Below are 19,814 nucleotides of genomic sequence, written 5' to 3' on the forward strand. Positions count from 1 at the left end.
TAATAGCAATAATATTTATTGATAAGCGTGAGAAGGCTACTTAAGTACGCTGTTGTTGGTGGATTGGGGACTATAACTAATGAAGCAGTGTTTCTTTCATCTGTGAGGTTTATGCCTATTATTTTCTCGTTAGCTATTGCGATTGAAGTATCTATTATATTCAACTTCTTTATGAATGATATCTGGACATTTAAAGATAAAAGAGTTGGAAATATTTGGACAAGACTTTGGAAATTTCATGGTTCATCTTTTTCCGGAAGTATAGTTCATTATAGCGTAGTTATAGCTTTCTTATTCTTTCTCTTTCATTTTTCTAATTCTTCAGAAGTTCTACTCTTCTTGCTCTCTAGTTATGCTGGTGTAAAGTCCTTATTTCTAGCTACCGTAAATTTCTTAGGCATATTATCTGGGTTTTCAGTTAGATATCTGACAAGCATAAAGTTAGTATGGGGTTAAACTTTTACGCTTATCATGATTAGACTTTTGTAGACAAATTTATCTATGGAGTAGATGGATCTCATCCAAAGTGCATAAGATCGCTTTCTATCATACTTTTCTTACTAGTTAAGAGAACAGTAGTAGTGTGTGAGGTGATAGCGTACCCGAACAAGAGAGCTTAAGCATGTGAACTCCTGGATCCATAATCCCTATACTCACAAGATCGGTTGGAATGGACTTATAAATGAACCTCGCTACAACAATAAAGAAATAGGTCAGGATGTCTAAGGGAAGAGGTAATCAAGAGATTGGAGTAGTTCACAGTTCTCTAATACTCAAGATAAAATAGAAATTCTTTACTAATTTATCAAAATATACTTAATTTAACTTATAGTAGATCCTCTTTTTATCTTTTCCCCTATTCTCTATTTTTATTACTTCTATCTTTCCAGCTTCAGCTGTATTTTTTATGTGAGGACCACCATCAGCTTGTATATCGATACCTGGAATTTCCACTATTCTCCAGGTTTCAATATTTGGAGGCATCCTTTCAGCTAACTTAACTATACCTGGAATTTTCATCGCTTCTTCTCTACTTAGAAAATATACCTTTACTTCAATTCCCTTTGATAGAATTTCGTTTGCCTCTCTAACTATTTCAAGGAGTTTTTCTTTACTGTCTACATTAAAGTCATCTTTAGCATATTCAGGAGAAATATGTCCTCCTGTTACCAATGCATTAAACTTAGAATAAGCTATTGCAGCCATAACGTGGGATGCTGTATGTAACTTCATCATAGCATATCTTCTTTCCCAATCTATTATTCCCTTAATAGGACCTAGTGAGATCTCTCCGTCTATTACGTGAGCTATATCTCCATTTTCTCTTTTGACTTCTATAACTTTTACCTTTTTCTCGTTTTGTTCAAATGTCCCGATGTCGTTTTCAAGACCTCCTCCTCCTGGATAAAAAGCTGTCCTGTCTAGAAAGACCTTGTTTCCCTCAACTTTTACTATGTTTGCTGAGAACTCCCTTATGTATGAATCTTTAAGGTAAATCTCTTCAACCATAATAGTATAGAAGGCCTTCTCTCTTTTTTTCTTTCCGTCTAATTGCAATCCTTCATCTCCTATGTATACTTCAGAAGTGTAACAGAGATTATCCCATTCTTTTCAGTTACTTGAAGGGAAGAAAAATCAACCCTTTTTGGAAATTGTATAACTTTTACAACAGAATTACTGTGAGGATCGTAGACATATAGGTAAGAAGAGTCTGCTCTTATAAGGAGATCTGTAGTTTTTAGATCCCTGTCTCTAAAGTCCATTAGGACTAAAACCTTTTTATCTGTAAATAAAACGTCAATCTCTGGATCTTCAACCATCATTAGATAATATTATGTTCCACCATTTTTAAGGTAATAGCGGTCAATATATAGATTAGGATGCTTGGGAAAGATTTCCAAAAATATTGGTCAGGTTCAGAAGAGAGAGATTGGACGAGTTCCTTTAAGAACGCGTTCAGGTCTAAAGAACCTCTTAGATATAGGATAGTTCACGCTCACTATCAAATAAGCTCCATGGTTAGTAGACTTGATGCACACTTGGGTAGACTCCAAGAAAGAGATAGAACTCTATTCGAGAGAGTAGTAGAGGCACAGATGAGCAAAGATACTGCAAGAGCAGTAATGTATGCAAACGAAATAGCCGAGTTAAGAAAAGTCGGAAAGCAATTACTTGCCACACAAATAGCTTTAGAACAGGTAGAACTTAGATTGGAGACCGTTAGTGAACTAGGAGACGTATTTACTAACTTGATACCAGTAGTCGGAGTTGTTAATGAATTGAAGAGCACTTTAAGGGGGATAATGCCAGAGTTATCCATTGAAATGGGAGAACTAGGAGAAGGATTACAAGAAGTAGTAATGGCTGCGGGCGACTTCACTGGTGGATATAGCGGAATGACGTCACCGACACCTGAGGCAAGAAAGATACTAGACGAGGCTTCCGCAATAGCTGAACAAAAGATGAAAGAGAAGTTCCCAGATCTCCCTATTACTGCAGCATCAACACAAAAGGCATAAGCTTATTTTTTTACATAATCTAACTTTTTCTCGTGGCTGACTTTACGGTTACCCCATGGGAAGTTAAGGGGAAGGTTGACTACGATAAACTAATTATACAGTTTGGTACACAGAAAATTTCTCAGGAACTTAAGGATAGGATAAAGAGAGATGTGGGAGAACTTCACGTCATGCTCAGGAGAGATATATTCTTCTCGCATAGAGATCTAGATCAAGTTCTGAACGACTACGAACAGGGTAAGGGGTTCTTCCTATATACGGGAAGAGGTCCTTCGCTGGGGTTCCACATTGGCCATCTAGTGCCCTTTATCTTCACAAAATGGCTACAACATAAATTTAACGTAAACCTATACATTGAGGTTACTGATGATGAAAAGTTCCTCAGAACTCAAGACTATACTTTAGACCAGACTAGAAGTTTTGCCTATGACAACATTTTAGACATAATAGCTGTCGGCTTTGACCCGGACAAAACTTTCATATTTCAAGATACAGAATATATTAGAAATATGTATCCATTAGCAGTGAAGATCGCAAAGAAATTAACATTTTCTCAGGTCAGGGCTACATTCGGTCTAGATGTGTCGTCTAACCTGGGTACAATATTTTATCCAGCCCTTCAAATTGTCCCTACTATGTTTGAGAAGAGAAGATGTCTTATTCCTGCAGGAATAGATCAAGATCCTTACTGGAGACTACAAAGGGATATAGCTGAAAGTCTTGGATATTATAAGGCTGCGCAAATACATAGCAAGTTTGTAATGCCGTTGAATGGACCAGAGGGAAAAATGAGTTCATCTATCCCCGAAAGCGCGATATACTTATCTGACGATCCGAAGACGGTTAAATATAAGGTTATGAAATATGCATTTTCAGGAGGACAGCCAACAGTTGAACTGCATAGAAAGCTGGGGGGAAATCCGGAAGTTGACGTAGCGTTTCAATGGTTGTATATGTTTTTTGAAGAGGACGACAAAAGAATAAATGAAATTGAAGAAGAATATAGATCAGGGAAAATGCTTACAGGAGAACTTAAAGAAATTCTTATTGAGAAACTTAATTCCTTTCTAGAAGAACATAGAAGGAAAAGAGAAGAAGCTAGGGATCTAGTTCATACATTTAAGTACGACGGTAAATTGGCAAAAGAAATGTGGGAGAAGATTCACGAATAGATTTTGTTAAGTCTTCTTATACGCATTAGTCTTCTTTAGATGGTATACCACAAGGTTAGTGGAAATATTGAATTCCTTAGCTATCCTATAAATAGAATATCCATTAAGATACATTTCCTTTATTCTTTCAATTTCTTCCTTTTTTAATTTCTTTCTAGGTCTTGAAAGAGCTGATTTCTTAAGAATTCGCAAAACAGTGTTAGGATTTAGTCTAAGTTCTTTACTGATCTTGTTTGCGCTAACTCCTCCTTTAGCTAGCTCAATAACTTTACTCTTTAAGTCGTCTGGAACTTTTCCTCTGAATTGTGTACCAGAGGCTAATAAGATCCTTCTTACTTTTGAATAGCTCATGTTATATTCTCTAGCTATATCCCTTATTGTTCTTCCATTCTCATATAACATCTTTATATTAGCATATTCTTCTGATTGCATACGCAAAGATCTATGAATTCTTTTTTAAATCTTTTCCAAAATTTATCATCAATCAAGTTAAGGGAATAAGTCTAACGAACATTAGAATTTTCAATTAGTTTAATAATATGCTAATATAGGTATTTCCAAATCCTTTAATGAAAGTCTATTGTAGAAAAGTAGACAAAAATATATAATTATAAGTCCAGACATGGCTCGAGACCAAAAATTTTCCTGCTCTTACTACATAATAAGCAGAAAGTAACTGACTCTACGCGATCCCCCGTTCTTAAACGACTAGACAGTGAGGTAACCATATCGTTTAATTCTTCATCTTTTAGAATTTTTTCTACCCTTTCATCATTTAGGTGCTTCTCGTAGGAAGTTATAGAAACACCAACAAGAGAAGTTGCGGACCTAATTGATAATCCTTCTTCCGCTAATTTTTTTACTATTGCTGTACGTAGGTAAGGTACGATCTTCTCGTATGCCTCTTCGCAATTAGTTTTCCATTTCATGGCTGATTTTTCTCTAATGCAAATAAATATCATTCTTTTAATACTTCAGCATAATTTAATTAACCCTGTTAATTTAACTCCCCTAATCGTATCATATAAAGAAATATACTTTTGATCAAAGTTATCCATTCTATCAAATTAAATAAAATGTATAACTGTATAAATGTATATTTTTGTATATACTTACTAACATACTTTTTTTATATTTAGAAAGCAATCTATGTAATAGGAGTGAAAATATGGAAGTAGAAAGAATAAGATTCCCAGATGGAAGAGAAGTAGATATTCATGAAGTAATAGCCTTCCTATATGGCTTATCAATGAGCGATATGGAAGTCTTAGACTTGTTAAGAGCTAAGGGTAAAAAGATTTCTACTGATGAATTAGCTGAAGCCTTAGGTGTAACTAAAGCATCTATAAGCAGGTCTGTTAACAACTTAGCATACAAAGGATTAATATTAAGAGATAAGCTAGATGAAGATAAGAAGAAAGGAAGACCTAGCTACATATATTGGGTAGATAAAGAAAAATTATATGGAAAGGTTATTGAAGACTTGCAAAGACTTGTCGAAAAAGTCAAAGATGAGTTAAAAGTAAAGGTACTAGTGACAGCTTAGCTAGTTTTCTTATTACTCTCTTCTTTCTTCTTTTGATCTTCCTTTTTGGGTTTTAAGATTTTTTCCCTTTTTATTTCAAAGGAAATTTTTGTTTTATTTCCTTCGCATATAGTTGTATATATATTCTCAGAATTATTAAGGGGTCTACACTTTGCTTTATATTTTTCTCCCATCTCTTTTATAAATTTTACCGCATTCACTTTATGTCTATATGTTCTCTCTATTGTTGTCTCTTTATCTCCTAAGGTAAGAGTTGCCTTCATCCTATACTTTACAACTTTCATATATGTGTCATTTAAGAATAGATTTATAAGATTGTTGGAGAAAGTTATCATGACATGATTTTAGCGTTAGCATCACCAAATACTTCTACGAGTGTTTTATCTGGTCTTACTAACTTAACTAGTTCTATTACAACTACAGATATAATTTCATTAATAGTTGCATTCGTTCTGGGTCTTCTTATAGGACTTTTAGCTAAGAAACTGCTTTCTGTCGCGCTAATAATTATAGCTATATTAATAGTTTTAATCGCTATAGGTGCACTTTCCCCTACTACGGTTGAGCATTGGCTTATCATCCTTGGACAAAAAGTACAGAGCGCAGAGGGAGATGCTCAAGGATTCCTAAAAATTCTTCCATATAATTCCATAGTATTTATAATTGGTTTTATAATTGGTCTAATAAAAGGCTAAACAGTTTCTTTAATTACTGATTTGACTAATTTTTCAACCTTTAGTATAAGGCTAGCTGATATTGCTTCTAATCTTTCCCTTTTTTCTTGGATAATATAAAGAGTTTCACAGACTTCTTTTCCCAAGGAAAGGCATTTTTCCTTTATTTGTGAATTTGAGAACGGTATACTTCCACCTAAACACGAAATGTATTGGATTAAAGACCTTATTGACCTAAAAGTCCAGGTAAGCGATCCCTTTTCGTCCTGACGAAGAAAGGCTTCTCTAGATAATTGAATAGATGATATTGACATGTTTGCGAATCTTTTACACGTGTATTCGTTTATGGATGGTTTTACAGCTGGGAATTCTCCACAGATTAAATCTGAATCATAATATATATAATGGCATAGGGGATCACCTTTCATACATATTTCCTCAAAATATTTACTTGATATTACAACAGGAGAGTAACCTAAGCTAGCAAGATCTAAAAGGATTGATTTATCGTCAGAGAGAGCAAAAACATTAATATCAGAAAGATCTTCAACGTAATCCTCTTTTCTCGTATAGGAGCCGTAAAACCCTAACGCTTGCGCTTTTTTACATAAGGATGAGAGGTCATTCATAGGTAAATGTTTGCTTTCAAGAAGTTAACTTTGTCTAGACTAAAAATTTGTTCATCCATTTTCTCCTTAAAAGAATACTCTTGATCTTTTTCCACATTTCAACTCTATCTCTCAATTTAGGTTGATCGCAAGTTCTTACTTTTTCTCCTTTTGATGAGAAATACCAGTAAGATATTGGATCTACAATCTTTGCCTTTTCTCCATCTACATCATAAATGAATGGAAGTTCATGAATCATCGTAGAGTGAGTCTCGATAATTTCCTTTATTAACCCTCTTGCATCTGATTTCGAAATAGCTAAATTCAGATAGCCTGAAAGAAACTTATCATATCCTAACAAGTCAACTTCGTCAAGTGAAGCAGCTGTATATGAGGCAAATAGATAGTCGTTAGCACTAAACTTGTTATTGGTTTGGGCCTCTTCTAGGCTAATTGATTTGAGTTTCAGGAATGTGTTTTCAGCTTTAAGAAAGTAACCTATGTAAAGCCTTCCCTTGGTTGATATTCCTCGATCTAAGAAAGTAATATCATAAGTTTTAATTCCTCTATTTCCCCCTATGAACGCCGTTCCAGATTTCATTGAAATCTCTTCACCTCTAAATTTCTCCTTACCTAATTCTCCTCTATCAATGTAAGATGCTGTGAAAAAAGTAAAACCGTTTGACGTAGAAAACGGATTTCCCATAGCAATGTCTAGTTTAAAAGAAAAGAGTATTTTGTCGATAATATCGTCCTCATAGCCTTTATTATCAAAGGAAGTTTCAGGATTGATTTCCACGATCCCTTTCTCTGGCAAAAAGTAGACTGATTCCATATCATAGGAAAATATTGGAACTGCAATCTCGTCTCTCTCTATCTCTCTATATTCACTGATCAGTGATTCTAATTCTTCCCTCCTTTTTCTTTTCTCCCTCTTAGGAAGGCAATTAGAGAAAGACGATATGTCTCCCAATTTTATATCCTTAACCTCTTCTCCTACCGTGGACGAAATTTCATCAAGAAAGTCCATTATTGCCCTATGTAGGGTGGCTTTACTAAATTCTTTCTTTACCTTCTTAACATCATCATTTAAGCAAAAATAAGCCAAAAACGAAAAATTATCAGTCTTATTTATCATTACTGGCATTTTATTATTTATCATAAGCACTATTGTTGATCCTTCTTCTGATCTCTCTATAACATACAACAAAAAACTGTAAGCATCCATTGTTTAGATAAGGAGTAGCACTGGAATTAAGCTTTATCTTAATAGGGGAGTAAAGTTAAGAAAATACGACAAAAAAGAGGATGAATATCCTTAAGGACCTTATATAAACAATTCTTTAGATGATAATCAATATTAACTACAGAGTTTGAGTTTTATGGACATTTATCGTCATGTCCGTAAAGCGAAACCCAATAGAATTACACAGCTTTTTTACGCATTGAAGACATCTAGAATGACTAGGTTTACTTAACGTATATATCTTATGATCTGTAACTACTGTTAGTTCCTGATATGTTTATCGTTTGCCTCTAAGGAGTTTTGTCCGTTCAATGTATTTTAGTCTCAATTGACTTTCTTCTCGCCCATAGACTAGTTGGTAGTACAATTACCTCCAGTATGGGATCAAGGAATTGGGTTCAAAGGCATGAATCCCTTCAGACATATATCGCCCACATCTTTCTGCACATCATCAGAGCTTTGTGTTCCTCATAAAATGGTAATCACTTTAAAGCCTTCTGTTACCCTATAATCTGAAACCGCTTCACGACTTCAATTCCTACTTAGCAAAACTAAGATTAGGTTATCAATGAGATGACCTCAATTGGAAGTTGGTGTAGTTCACCTAACAGACTATCAAAAACCTATAGTAGTAGGAATGGGTTATTATTAAAAAACTTTAGGATTTCATTTTAATTAAATTAAACATATATATTGAATTTAAAATTTTAAGAGTTCCGTCTTAATTCGATAAAAGAAAAATAAGCATAAATATCTATGTTTTGACTTCTATATATGAGTTATGTTCATGAATTAATACTTGGAACAACAAAAAGCCCTTTATTCTACGCTATTTCAGATCCATACAGATTAGTAGGCATGAGTGGTCACATTAACATTCTGGGAGTATATGATAAGGATAAGAAGAAGTATGTTGTTCCTTCAGAGGCTGAAAACTATGAAAACAAGTACTGGGCTTCACTAATTTATGAGGATACTTCAGGGAGATTAAACGCTTCAGAAGGATCCTTAGAGCTATCAATTATACCAAATTCGATTGACTATAAATTCAATAGTGAGGATGAGAAAGTTAAGTTTTCTATAACCTTTACCTTCTATTCGCACGCTTCTGGAAGTAAAATCAATATCATGAGCAAATTTGATGTTAAACCTGGAGTACTTGCAAAACCATTTTATGGTTCATTTTCCTCTTTTGCTGAACATATTGTAAAAGGTCATATTGTCCCGTATTTAAATAAATTAATTACATTTGGAATTGAGGTTAAGGAAATTAAAAGAATTAAAGGAGAATTAACTGAACTGATAGGAGAAATAAAGAATCTTCCAAAAGTTGTTGGAATAATCTCTATAAAAGGGGAAAACTTTAGTTTTGCCTCCTTTCTAGAAAATGGAGAATTAAAAGAGATGAGACTGCTTTACAATAAGGAATCAATAGTAGGAGGAGATAGTATAGTTAAATTGTTAAGTATTGGAGGTTCTGCTGAAATGATAGTTTATGAGATTCCTAAGGACGAAATTGTAACAAAAATATTAAAATAATTTAAATTTATTTCTAAATTAGTTGTAATATAGCTAAGCATTTAAAGCTTGATATAAAAATTTCTGTTATGAACGGTTCTAGAAGAATACTGAATAAAGCGTTAGGATTCATAGTTCTTTTAATTGTAATCCTTATTTCAGCAGCTGCCATTGTATACATTTTATCGCCAATTCTAAAGTTACCTGTCAGCTTTACCCTCATAATCTATTCTATCCTAATTTTAATAGGAGGAATAATATTAACAAACCTAGTTTCGAAATTAATCAAAAACGAGATTAGCCGGATTTTAGGACAAACAGCTAGCGGTACTTTAAACCTAGGGTTAAAAACTATCGGATATATCGTTACTATAATAGCAGCCATGTCCATTTTGAAGATAGGTATTACAAGTATTCTGTTTGGTGGAACAGTAACGGGAATTATCGCAGGCTTAGCCCTTGAGACTCCTCTGTCAAACGTCTTTAGTGGGATATTTCTAATGCTAAGTAGGCCATTCAGTATAGGAGATAGAGTGACAATAAGTACTTGGCAATATGGTCTTTTGGCACCAACTTATCCTCCTAAGTTCTCCTCAAATGATTTTTTGATACCAGGATATACTGGTAAAATAATTGATATTTCCCTAATGTATACGTCTTTACTAACTGATGAAAATGTTCTACTTAAGATACCGAGTAGCATAATGATACAAGCTGCAATATTCGTCCATAACGAGGAATATAGATTAGTAAGGACAAAATACGAAATACCTAAAACAATAGATCCTGATGAAGCAATACAAGAGATAAAGCTTAGTTTAAAAGGTCTTAATTTTCTTATTGGAGAGCCTTCTATAAAGGTATTGGACACTTCTCTAACTACTTACGTTATAGCAATAGATGCCTATTGCAAAGGACAGTATGAGGAACCTCCGAGAAGTGAAATAATTAAGAACGTAATTAAAACGGTTAATAAGATATCGGACGAGAAAGTTAAAACTTAGAGATTAATATCTTACATGTGACAAGAGAAATAGTTTTAGGTAATGGTTCTTTAACAGTTCTTTTAGATCCGCAGTATATGATTAAGGAGCTTTACTATCCATTAAGCACGGATAATCACCTTCATTCTGGAAGATTAGGTGTTTGGGTCGATGGAAGGTTTTCATGGTTTCATGACTTATCTCCAACTATTTCATATACAGAGGACACAGTAATCTCTAACGCTTATGCAGAGTTTAACGGCGTAAAATTTCAAATAAATGATGCAGTTGATATGGCATATAACATTCTTCTAAGAAAGGTAAATGTAGTTGGAGAAAGGGAAAGCAGAATATTTTTTCCTTGGGATTTCCATATAGACGGAACAGAATATGGCGATACGGCTCTCTTTGATCCTTCAATTGACGGTATAATTCACTATAAGAGAGATAAATGGTTCCTCTTTACTTGCGATCTTCCTACTTATCAGTATGCAACAGGATACAAAGAAGTAATGGGATATCAAGGCACATGGAAGGATTGTGAAGATGGACAGCTATCAGGTAATCCTATTGCCCAGGGATCTGTTGATTCAGCTATGAGTATAAAGTTGGACTCTGGGACAACATTTTACTGTTGGTTAATTGCAGGGGATAGCTATAATGATGTGAGAAGGATACATGATTACGTTCAGACTAGAACTCCTGAGAAGCTATTTAAGAGAACGGCCGACTTCTGGAAGGCTTGGATAGTAAAGGCTAAGGATTATGATCCCTTCGTTAGAAGAAGTCTTTTGACTATTTCAAGCTCTTGGCAAAAGAACGGAGCAATTCCAGCCTCGCTAGACACTGATATAGCAAGATTCAATAAGGATACTTATAACTACGTTTGGCATAGGGATGCAGCTTTTGCTTCGATAGCTCTTTCGTTACTTCATTATGAGGATTACAGTAGAAAATTCTTTGAGTATTCTGCTCCTCTCCTTTATAAGGGATTCCTATTTCAAAAGTATTCCGTAGACGGAAACTGGGGAAGCTCTTGGCTACCATGGACTACTGGATATATGCCAATACAAGAAGATGAGACAGCATTACTAATTTATGCATTATGGGTTCACTTTAATACGTTCTATGATGTAGAATTTATCAAGGACTTCTACGCTTCAGTGGTTAAGAATGCTGGAGATTTCCTTTCCTCATACATCGATGAAAAAACTGGTTTACCTTTACCTTCTTACGATCTATGGGAAGAGAGAAGAGGAATACACTTCTTTACATCTGCGGCAGTTTATGCTGGATTAGTTTCTGCAGCCAAATTCGCTGAGTTTTTTGGTGAGCACGATATAAAGGAAAAATACCTTTCTGTTGCTCAAGGAATACGAAAAGGATTAGATAGTTTCTTTAAGGAAGATCATTTCGCAAGGACCTTAGGCGAAAAGGGGTATGATACAACAATAGATTCCAGTACTGTTTTAGGAGCAACTTTGGTTTATGATCCCTTGGATCCTAGAGTTATAAGCAACAGAAAAACAGTGGAGAGTAGGTTAAACGTTAATGGGGGAATAGCTAGATATGAGAAGGATTGGTATCTAAGACAGGGAGATAGATCAAATCCATGGTTTATAACAACTCTTTGGGTTGCTCAACAACACATAGCTGAGGGAAATACAGAGAAGGCTAAACAATACATAGACTGGGTCAGGAGAAATTCCCTTCCTACTGGGATTATACCTGAGCAAATATCTCCGGATTTAAGATCCTATCCTTCAGTTTCACCCCTAATATGGAGCCACGCTGAGTTAATTAAAACGGAGTACTTCTTAAAGCATGGATTTTCAAAGTTCATCTAATTTTTTATTCTTAATCTCATACCATAATTTCTGGAGATTTTGCCTGAATTGATTGTAGTTCCAATCTTGCGTTATTCCCTTTAGCGCTAGTTCTAAACCTATTTTTGGTACGCCGTCTTCCAAAAGATCAATGAACTCTTTAAGTAGTTCCGAGGAAAGACCCATTATTTTATTTACTGCAAAGGGAAAAACATGTTTCTCTAAACAAAGGTATTTTTCAACAATTGGATCTTGAGTTCTAGATAATGATTCTTCTCCTCCATGCATAACTTCTCCACCTTCAAAAATATAGGAATGGTATCCCTTTTTTGAACCGATTAAGGTCAGTGATGTTTCGTTATAACTTCCCCTTAGCGTAAATGTAGGTATAGTAGTTTTATGAAAAACATTCATGTTCAAACTCATATTAACTCCTGAAATTGCAACTGATTTTTCTACTTTTTCTGATCTTGGACGTGCGTCAACGGAAAGTCCAGTCACTGTTACAAAAGATGAGTAGTCAGAAAAGAAAGAGCTTAAAGGTTTCATAAACTTTGTTCCATTAAATCTCTCAAATAGAGCGTTGGGATAATTCTTCCACATCCTTCCTATAACTTTTCCTGAAGCAATGCAAGCATCAGGATATCTTTCAAAAAAAGAGACATGATCCTCGACCCAGTTTTTACTTGGAATAGCGTCATCATCAGTAAATAAAGCTAAATCTCCGTCAACTTCGCTTAGAGCTTCATTTATAGCCTCCTCAAAAAGTCCGCCTCTTTGAATAATCTTCCTAACTCCATTTACATTAATGTCCTTTTTGAGAATAACAAGTGTTTCAAAGTCCTTATATGTCTGTTTCTTTAATGCGCTTATAGTTTCTCTTAAACTCTCTCTAGGTTTAGATGGTATTACAACAGTTACCTTCATAATGTAAAATGTGTGATCATGCGTAAATTTATCTTTATGTTAAGTTTGGAGGTGAAGAACATACTACTGAAGGTAGAGGTGGATAAAACCCTCTTCTGGGAAAAAGTGTTTCCACATAATTTTTCGTAAAATACGAGTTCAATCACAATAGACTTGGTTAAGTTATAAAATATCTAGAACTAGAGAGAAGCCTGTGAATTTCAAGACTCCCCTAACTGCTACAAAGTACGAGGTTAATGAAACTCTTCCACAAAGGGAAACCAAGTTACGGTAATGGAAGTTGAGCCTGGAGCATTGAAGTAGAAAGATCGACTGAAATACCACTGTAGTTCACGTGGTTAATACTTTTAACTCTTTACAAATTAAATATTTCATGGCTTGGCTCTCTGCAAGATCTGCTGAAAAAATGGTATATGGCCAACTTACAAAGCTTTCCACTGGTAAAACTCTCAGAGTGGAGAGCTTTAAGGGAGACAGGTGGATAGAAGTTAAGAAGATCTCAGAAGATGAATTTCTTGTGACTGAAAAGGGATATAATAACGTAACGTTCTCAGTAAACTTACCACAGTTAAGACAAACGCTCAAGAAGATCTTTGAAGATGAGTTTCCTAGAAGCCACCAGCTAAGGATAACGACAACTTCTTAGACCGTTTTTAATTTACTTTCATGGAAAAATAGTCTGCCGAAAATTTTTTAATATACAGAAATAGCTTAAATGTAGAATAAGAATGAAAGTAGGCGACTTGAAGCCCAGAAGCAATGCTACCTTAACAGTAAAGGTAGTTAGCGCTGGAGAAACAAAAAACGTAACAAATAGAGATGGTTCAGCTCATAGCGTTGCAGATTTTTTAGTTGGAGATGAAACAGGTTCTATCTTAATGAGTTTGTGGGATGACAATATCGGTAAAGTGAACGCTGGTGATGTTATAGATATAACCGATGGTTATGTAAGCGTTGTTAGAGGAAGTATGAGATTAACACTCGGAAGAAACGGAAAAATGCAGAAGAGCGATAAAACTATAGATAACGTTAACGCGCAAAATAACTTGTCTAACAAGACAGTTCAAGAGGAAAGAAGGGGCTTCGGAAGAAGAAGGTATTAAAATTACCTTGTAAGATTATTTATCTTTTTTGTTTTTTATTATGATTATTTTGTATTTATTTTGTTATGGACATTCAAAACTTAAATTATTTTCGTTTAAGTTAGGTGTATTAAAAACGAGAACTTACTTTTGATTACCTTTCCCATTTGTTCTCCAAAATTATGAGAAGTAAATTTTTTCTGCATTTTTAGTTAGAATCATATCCTTTACTAATTCCTTATTCTCTACAATTTCCCACTTTTCCATCTCGTCCAATACAACTTGCAATCCTTCAGAAAATAGCTTTGCAGATAGCCAAGCAACTTCAGGAATTCCAAAGACATCAGAGCCATACATAATTTTGTTTAGAGGTGAGATCTGCATGATCTCTCTTAATACGTCAATTCCACCAGTGGTTGCAAATGGAAACACTTGTGAGAGGTCAATATATACGGACGGAAAGATATAGCTCATCCAAGCTGTTTCCCTATGGTATGGAAAACCTGCATGGACAAAAACTATTTTTCCCTCATATTTCCTTACTAACTCTGTAAGATAAGATGGCCTAGTCAACTCCAGTTTTATATCTCTATCTCCTACTCCCGTGTGAACTTGAAATGGAACTCCTAAATCTTTCGCAATATCCATTGTTTTGCAGAAAAGATAGTCTCTAAATCCCTTGGCTCTTCTACCGTACCATTCTTTACTTTGATCTAGAAAATCCTTTTCTGCTTTTTCTTTAGAGCACTCCACTTTTAGTCCTGTTCTATAAGCAATAATACTCTTGAAACCAGCATAGTTTTCTTCCTTAACCTTTTTTCTAAGAGTCTCCTCAAAGATCTCTAAAGCTTTATCAAAAGGTATAGAGAGTAAGCTATCTATTAAGGTTTCTATTCTAAAAAGTAATTTATACTTTATTGGGATAACATCCTTTTCCCCAAAACCTTCATCTATTACAAATGCGTCAATCTTTGCGTCCTTAAACAGAAACAACTCATAATTTAAAGGATCGTCTCTTATCATCTTATTTCTAACCTCTAGAAAGTTATTTCCAAGAAGTTTCTTTAATCTGTTCCTAAGTAAAAGGTAAAATGGTCTCCAACTGTTCATTTCTAGAACATCTGCATTTATCTCCCCCTCTCTCCAAGATTCGGAAGAGGCCATCATAAATTCCTTCTCGCTTAAAACCTTCGCTGAAAACCAGTGGGCATGGGTGTCAATCATATATCATGATACACCTCATATTCCCAATCACTAACATAGCTCTCATATTCCTCAACTTCTGCCATCTTTACATTTATGAATTCGTCTACTATATTTCCTAGTTTTTCTCTAAGTCTAAAATCCTTTCTAAGTTCTTGTAGTGCTTCTCTCAAGTTTCTAGGCAAGTCCTCAATATCCCTTCTTTGGTATGCGTTCTCATTAACCGGATTTGGCGGCTTTAGTCCTCTTTCTATTCCATCTAGTCCTGCCATTATAAAAGCTGACGTTAGTAGATAAGGATTGACTGATGGATCCGGAACTCTAAATTCAACTCTCCTATCCACTGAGGTTAAGTTAGGGTAAGGGGTAGGAACTCTGAGCATTGCAGACTTGTTATTAGATCCATATGCAATTTTTGTTGGAGCCCAAGAAGAAGGAACAAGCCTTTTATATGAGTTTATTGTCGGAGCGGATATAGCAGTTAGAGCCTTTGCATGATCTATTATTCCTGCTATGAAATTATATGCTAATTCACTTAGGCCTAATGAATCACTCTGAGAGTAAAAAGAGTTTGATTCTCCTTTCCAAAAGCTAAGGTTTAAATGAAGCCCAGAACCAGCGAGCTTATTGAACGGTTTTGGCATAAAGTTTACATAAACCCCGTATTTCGAGGCGATCTTTTTGGCAGCTTGTTTAATGGTCACAAACTCATCGCTACTCTTCAGAGGATCTTTATGAAGAGGATCTATTTCATATTGCCCTGGTCCATACTCCTTTATTACTCTAAGAACATCAATTCCATTAGAACTTAAGGATTTTGTTAAATCTAAGATTACCGGATTTGCGTTAAAGGCAGTAGGATCAAAGCATTTTGCTTCATCCATTGGTTTCCCGTCTTTAACTAGGTAAAATTCAACCTCGAACGAACTCTTTACATCGTATCCAAACTCATCTCTTACCTTTTCTATAACCCTTTTCAATAGGCTTCTGGGGTCATATTCCCAAGGTAATCCTTTGTTATAAAGATCGCACATAACCATTGCAACAGGAGGGAAAACTGATACAGAATCCACGTCGGGTATAAGAAAGACATCATCATCATGAGGCCCAAATGAACCAAAAGGAGAAATTGAATCCATCGGAGTAAAACTCATCATTGCCTTTGTTAGACCTATTCCAGACTTAACCATCTCATCAACGTAATCTACATAAGCCCCCTTTGATCTGATACGGCCATCCAGTCCTACCCACACAAAGTTAAGTAGTTCTACATTCTTATCTTTTAGAGTTTGTTCAAGCGACACATTATATTTTCTCACAGAGAAAATAAATACCTTTAGGATAACGCATTACGAATCCTTTACCCTTTGATAAGAAATAGATCAGTGAGCTACTCTCCCTTGAAGTCCCTTAGATGATAGAGGTGCAGGATTTTGAACTCCTTTATCTTTATCCTCTAATTTCGAATTGTTTTATAGGTAAAGGAAAGAAGTCGTATTCGTACTTTTTTCCTTTGGAAAATTTGCTTGTCTCTCTAGGAATCTCTATAGCGATTCAAAAATGCTGTAGGAATTTTCGTACTACTTGAGAATAGAGTTTTGATGTTCTTTCCCCTGTCTAAGATAAGTCCATCTGTCCTACCTCTGTCTTGCTTAATCCCTTTCCATTTCGTTCATAGAAGCAGATTGGTTCCCACCGCAGTGTGTTATATATCTTACACGCTAACTGGGCTTTTAACGCTCCTGAAATTGAATCGTTAGCATAAGATCTAAAACGGGATACTGCAGTGGGTATCTTGTTAAATGGATAAGCATCGAATAATCAAAGAAGTTTTGTATTCATACTTTTCATCTCCGCTCTAAGGGTTAGGTTTTCAATTATAAGGAGGCTATCTATCCCTACTCTACGACAATCCTTAGATCCTTTATCCTCAAAGAGATAAAACTCTTTAACAACAAAAATTAAAACATTGAGTTAAAAGATAAATGTCTCTATTTTTACTTAATAAAACGTTTAACAACAAACTTTTACACTCTCTAAATAGTCTATATATATGTCTTTAGACGTTAGGGAATTGGCCAAAAATCTCTTAGATCAAGCTAAAGAAATTGAACCAAAGGTCATCAGCATCAGACGAATCATTCATGAGACCCCAGAACTTGCATATCAAGAGAACAATACAGCCTCCCTAGTGGAGAATGAATTAAAACGCCTCGGGATAGATGTAAAAAGGGGCGTTGGTCTTCCCACAGCTGTTATTGGAGAACTTGATACTGGAAAAGAAGGCAAAACTGTAGCTCTTAGGGCTGATATGGATGCTCTTCCTATAGAGGAAATGACAGATCTTCCCTTCAAGTCAAAAGTAAAAGGCATTATGCATGCTTGTGGACATGACACTCACGTCGCTATGCTTTTAGGAGCTGCAGAACTAATATCCAGAAACAAAGATCTGCTATCAGGAAAGGTAAAATTTATATTTCAACCAGCGGAAGAGGAGGGAAGTATTGGAGGAGCAAAACCCTTAATAGAAGCTGGTGTGTTAAATGACGTTGATTATGTATTTGGTTTACATGTATCTAATTCTTACCCCTCAAAAGCGTTCATAACTAGAAAAGGGGCTTTTATGGCTATTCCAGATTCATTCAAGATAATTATAAGAGGAAAAAGCGGTCATGCTTCAGCTCCTCATAACACTGTTGATCCAGTCTTTATCTCTGCACAAATAGTAACCGCTCTTCAAGCGGTGAGAAGCAGGATAACTGATCCTGTTCAACCATTTGTTTTATCGATAACGACTATTCACGCTGGAACTAAGGATAATATTATCCCAGATGAAGCGATTATGGAAGGAACTATAAGGAGTCTAGACTATAAGGTAAGGGAAAAGGCCATTACTTATACGAAGAAAATAGTGGAGTCCATCTGCACGGGATTTGACGCTAAATGCGAAGTGACTTTTAGTCAGGATGTCTATCCCTTAACAGTCAATCATCCTGAAGTCACTGATGAAGTCATGGATCATTTAAAGCATATACCAGGTTCAGTGGTTCTTGAAGGAGATCCAATCTTAGGAGCAGAAGACTTCTCTAGATATCTGCAGGTTAAGCCTGGTACTTTTATTTTTTTAGGAACTAGAAATGAGAATACAGGGTCTATTCATCCGAATCATAGCTCAAAGTTTACAGTCGACGAAGACGTGTTGAAATATGGAAGTACGGCATTGGCCCTATTAGCGATAGCATTTTCAAGAAAGAAGTGAAAATTTTGAATTCATCTTAATTTTTTTCTTGCATTGTTCTTCTAGAAGTTATATTTTGTTATTTTTATGACAACGTAAATACAATTCCCTTTAGGAGGGATAGATGATTAATGATTACAATAAATTTAATAGTTTGCAGCAAAGAGGTAAAAAATCATTTATAATAGAGCTATCTTAAAATTTCAGTTAATACCTCATCTGATGGTATCTCATAGACAGTTAGTTCAGTTATACCTGAGAACGAATATAGCTTAAGTAATGCGTCTCCATTACTAGACTCCACCTCTTCACTATACAATTTAGCGTCCTTAATCTCACCTCTTTCAAGCCAAGCTGCAAATTTAAATTTCTCTCCTTTTAAGGAAATTGCGCCTGTAATTTTCTGCTTATTTATTTCCTTTAATATCTCTGATAATTCTCCTCTGATCTTTGTAATTTCCTTCATTGTTAGCTTAGGACATCGTATATGAGTTAAATAGGGAACAATGTGTCCTTTAACTAAATGTTCTTCAAATGACGTATACTTGCCAAAAAAAAGTCTACCTAAAATACCTTGTTTAATATTGAATTCCACGTTTACTGTTAGCCTTGTTTTCTCTTGTAAAGGCTTTAAGATAAAAAGAATTCTAAATTGATATTTTTTGTCGTCTGATACTCCTTTATACTCTATTGAATTAGGAGAAATCATTGGAATATCCATAATACCCTGAGAACCTTCGACTTTATCCGACTTTGTTCCAACAACAATTCCAATCCAGTATTTATCGTCAGTTTTAACTATACTTTGAGGAGGTGAACGTTCCCCTTTGTTATCTTGAATTCCTAGTATAGAAATATGGCCCGTCATTCCAGAAAACTTAAATGGATCGGCTATTATTTGCATAACTGTACTTTTGTCTTCTGAAATGGTTATTTCTTCAGAATAGGTCATAATAAGTTATAACTAAAGTTTATAGTATATATTTTTTCCTTTAAAATAAGTTTGATATACCTTTCAGTCAATAAGTATTAAAATTCTCTTAGTAATAATAAAAATGAATTCCAAGACTTCTTTCATGATCCTTTCTTCTTAGACAATATAGACTATACTTTAGCCCCCTTATTACTCATCGATACTTTCATCGTTAATGTATCCTTGATGCTCTCATGAACCTCCTTACCATCAACTGTTATCCCATCAAGGGCATAGAGGTTTGTATCAAGACCAATAGGGTAAACTGTAGTTGTCAACGGTAGTTCCTTTTAAACGCC

23 protein-coding genes are annotated in these 19,814 nt (G+C 35.0%); 11 read left to right on the forward strand and 12 right to left on the reverse strand.

The genetic code is table 11. The annotated features are described in order from the left end of the window. Positions 1-27 precede the first annotated feature (27 nt). Positions 28-456 (forward strand): GtrA family protein, encoded by a 429-nt coding sequence (locus CM19_RS11180; protein WP_235185681.1) that lies wholly within the window; start codon positions 28-30, stop codon positions 454-456. A 360-nt stretch (positions 457-816) separates the two neighbouring features. Here the strand turns inward: CM19_RS11180 and alaXM are convergent, their stop codons facing one another. Both alaXM and CM19_RS11190 read right to left on the reverse strand, forming a co-directional pair. Further along, complete coding sequence (gene alaXM, locus CM19_RS11185) at positions 817-1,509, reverse strand: alanyl-tRNA editing protein AlaXM (RefSeq protein ID WP_048100550.1); 693 nt, start codon at positions 1,507-1,509, stop codon at positions 817-819. Positions 1,510-1,568: 59 nt separating this feature from the next. Next, positions 1,569-1,823 carry a hypothetical protein gene (locus CM19_RS11190; RefSeq protein WP_048100533.1) on the reverse strand — a complete coding sequence of 85 codons (255 nt, stop codon included), beginning with the start codon at positions 1,821-1,823 and terminating at the stop codon, positions 1,569-1,571. Positions 1,824-1,880: 57 nt separating this feature from the next. On the opposite strand from CM19_RS11190, the gene cdvB1/B2 reads away from it, so the two are divergent. Together cdvB1/B2 and CM19_RS11200 are read left to right on the forward strand one after the other, a co-directional pair. After that, positions 1,881-2,519: a cell division protein CdvB1/B2 gene (gene cdvB1/B2, locus CM19_RS11195; protein WP_048100534.1), complete on the forward strand. Its 639-nt coding sequence runs from the start codon at positions 1,881-1,883 to the stop codon at positions 2,517-2,519. Positions 2,520-2,551: 32 nt separating this feature from the next. Next, complete coding sequence (locus CM19_RS11200) at positions 2,552-3,691, forward strand: tryptophan--tRNA ligase (protein ID WP_048100535.1); 1,140 nt, start codon at positions 2,552-2,554, stop codon at positions 3,689-3,691. A 6-nt stretch (positions 3,692-3,697) separates the two neighbouring features. On the opposite strand, the gene cbp1 is transcribed toward CM19_RS11200, so the two are convergent. Both cbp1 and CM19_RS11210 read right to left on the reverse strand, forming a co-directional pair. Then, complete coding sequence (gene cbp1, locus CM19_RS11205) at positions 3,698-4,123, reverse strand: CRISPR DNA repeat-binding protein Cbp1 (RefSeq protein ID WP_048100536.1); 426 nt, start codon at positions 4,121-4,123, stop codon at positions 3,698-3,700. A 176-nt stretch (positions 4,124-4,299) separates the two neighbouring features. Then, on the reverse strand, positions 4,300-4,653 hold the full coding sequence (locus CM19_RS11210; protein WP_235185682.1) for a transcriptional regulator: 354 nt from the start codon (positions 4,651-4,653) through the stop codon (positions 4,300-4,302). A gap of 206 nt (positions 4,654-4,859) precedes the next feature. Between CM19_RS11210 and lrs14 the strand changes: the two genes are divergently transcribed. Next, positions 4,860-5,237 (forward strand): Lrs14 family HTH-type transcriptional regulator, encoded by a 378-nt coding sequence (gene lrs14, locus CM19_RS11215; RefSeq protein ID WP_048100537.1) that lies wholly within the window; start codon positions 4,860-4,862, stop codon positions 5,235-5,237. Here lrs14 and CM19_RS11220 read toward each other — a convergent pair. Beyond that, the gene (locus tag CM19_RS11220; RefSeq protein WP_048100552.1) at positions 5,234-5,521 is read right to left on the reverse strand and encodes a hypothetical protein; all 288 of its coding nucleotides are present in this window, start codon (positions 5,519-5,521) and stop codon (positions 5,234-5,236) included. The genes lrs14 and CM19_RS11220 overlap by 4 nt on opposite strands. 54 nt (positions 5,522-5,575) lie before the next feature. Here CM19_RS11220 and CM19_RS11225 point away from each other — a divergent pair, with 54 nt between their 5' ends. Next, on the forward strand, positions 5,576-5,932 hold the full coding sequence (locus tag CM19_RS11225; protein ID WP_235185683.1) for a hypothetical protein: 357 nt from the start codon (positions 5,576-5,578) through the stop codon (positions 5,930-5,932). On the opposite strand, the gene CM19_RS11230 is transcribed toward CM19_RS11225, so the two are convergent. Together CM19_RS11230 and CM19_RS11235 are read right to left on the reverse strand one after the other, a co-directional pair. After that, positions 5,929-6,540 carry a hypothetical protein gene (locus CM19_RS11230; protein WP_052349547.1) on the reverse strand — a complete coding sequence of 204 codons (612 nt, stop codon included), beginning with the start codon at positions 6,538-6,540 and terminating at the stop codon, positions 5,929-5,931. The two genes, CM19_RS11225 and CM19_RS11230, sit on opposite strands and share 4 nt — an antisense overlap. A gap of 34 nt (positions 6,541-6,574) precedes the next feature. Next, positions 6,575-7,747, reverse strand: coding sequence for a hypothetical protein (locus tag CM19_RS11235; protein WP_048100538.1), 1,173 nt, complete (start codon positions 7,745-7,747; stop codon positions 6,575-6,577). 792 nt (positions 7,748-8,539) lie between these two features. Here CM19_RS11235 and CM19_RS11240 point away from each other — a divergent pair. The 3 genes from CM19_RS11240 (at position 8,540) to CM19_RS11250 (ending at position 12,113) form a co-directional block, all read left to right on the forward strand. After that, positions 8,540-9,304 carry a hypothetical protein gene (locus CM19_RS11240; RefSeq protein ID WP_048100539.1) on the forward strand — a complete coding sequence of 255 codons (765 nt, stop codon included), beginning with the start codon at positions 8,540-8,542 and terminating at the stop codon, positions 9,302-9,304. A gap of 68 nt (positions 9,305-9,372) precedes the next feature. Beyond that, positions 9,373-10,287 carry a mechanosensitive ion channel family protein gene (locus CM19_RS11245; RefSeq protein ID WP_048100540.1) on the forward strand — a complete coding sequence of 305 codons (915 nt, stop codon included), beginning with the start codon at positions 9,373-9,375 and terminating at the stop codon, positions 10,285-10,287. A gap of 17 nt (positions 10,288-10,304) precedes the next feature. After that, positions 10,305-12,113 (forward strand): glycoside hydrolase family 15 protein, encoded by a 1,809-nt coding sequence (locus CM19_RS11250; RefSeq protein WP_048100541.1) that lies wholly within the window; start codon positions 10,305-10,307, stop codon positions 12,111-12,113. On the opposite strand, the gene CM19_RS11255 is transcribed toward CM19_RS11250, so the two are convergent. After that, positions 12,099-13,019, reverse strand: a complete 921-nt coding sequence (locus tag CM19_RS11255) for a glycosyltransferase family A protein (RefSeq protein WP_048100542.1) — start codon at positions 13,017-13,019, stop codon at positions 12,099-12,101. The two genes, CM19_RS11250 and CM19_RS11255, sit on opposite strands and share 15 nt — an antisense overlap. Before the next feature lie 373 nt (positions 13,020-13,392). On the opposite strand from CM19_RS11255, the gene CM19_RS11260 reads away from it, so the two are divergent. Continuing rightward, complete coding sequence (locus tag CM19_RS11260) at positions 13,393-13,665, forward strand: hypothetical protein (RefSeq protein WP_048100543.1); 273 nt, start codon at positions 13,393-13,395, stop codon at positions 13,663-13,665. Positions 13,666-13,747: 82 nt separating this feature from the next. Beyond that, complete coding sequence (locus CM19_RS11265) at positions 13,748-14,122, forward strand: single stranded DNA-binding domain-containing protein (RefSeq protein ID WP_048100544.1); 375 nt, start codon at positions 13,748-13,750, stop codon at positions 14,120-14,122. Positions 14,123-14,281: 159 nt separating this feature from the next. Here the strand turns inward: CM19_RS11265 and CM19_RS11270 are convergent, their stop codons facing one another. After that, the gene (locus tag CM19_RS11270) at positions 14,282-15,325 is read right to left on the reverse strand and encodes an amidohydrolase family protein (protein ID WP_048100545.1); all 1,044 of its coding nucleotides are present in this window, start codon (positions 15,323-15,325) and stop codon (positions 14,282-14,284) included. Then, positions 15,322-16,608 carry a glutamine synthetase family protein gene (locus CM19_RS11275; RefSeq protein WP_048100546.1) on the reverse strand — a complete coding sequence of 429 codons (1,287 nt, stop codon included), beginning with the start codon at positions 16,606-16,608 and terminating at the stop codon, positions 15,322-15,324. The genes CM19_RS11270 and CM19_RS11275 overlap by 4 nt, the downstream gene beginning before the upstream one ends. 749 nt (positions 16,609-17,357) lie before the next feature. Here CM19_RS11275 and cpsA point away from each other — a divergent pair. Further along, the gene (cpsA, locus tag CM19_RS11280; RefSeq protein WP_048100547.1) at positions 17,358-18,563 is read left to right on the forward strand and encodes a carboxypeptidase CpsA; all 1,206 of its coding nucleotides are present in this window, start codon (positions 17,358-17,360) and stop codon (positions 18,561-18,563) included. 169 nt (positions 18,564-18,732) lie between these two features. On the opposite strand, the gene CM19_RS11285 is transcribed toward cpsA, so the two are convergent. Then, positions 18,733-19,494, reverse strand: coding sequence for a hypothetical protein (locus CM19_RS11285; protein ID WP_048100548.1), 762 nt, complete (start codon positions 19,492-19,494; stop codon positions 18,733-18,735). Between the two features lie 152 nt (positions 19,495-19,646). After that, complete coding sequence (locus CM19_RS13140; protein WP_160164883.1) at positions 19,647-19,793, reverse strand: hypothetical protein; 147 nt, start codon at positions 19,791-19,793, stop codon at positions 19,647-19,649. Between the last annotated feature and the right edge of the window lie 21 nt (positions 19,794-19,814).

Origin of the sequence: Candidatus Acidianus copahuensis (assembly GCF_000632495.1) — an archaeon.
Lineage (GTDB): Archaea > Thermoproteota > Thermoprotei_A > Sulfolobales > Sulfolobaceae > Acidianus > Acidianus copahuensis.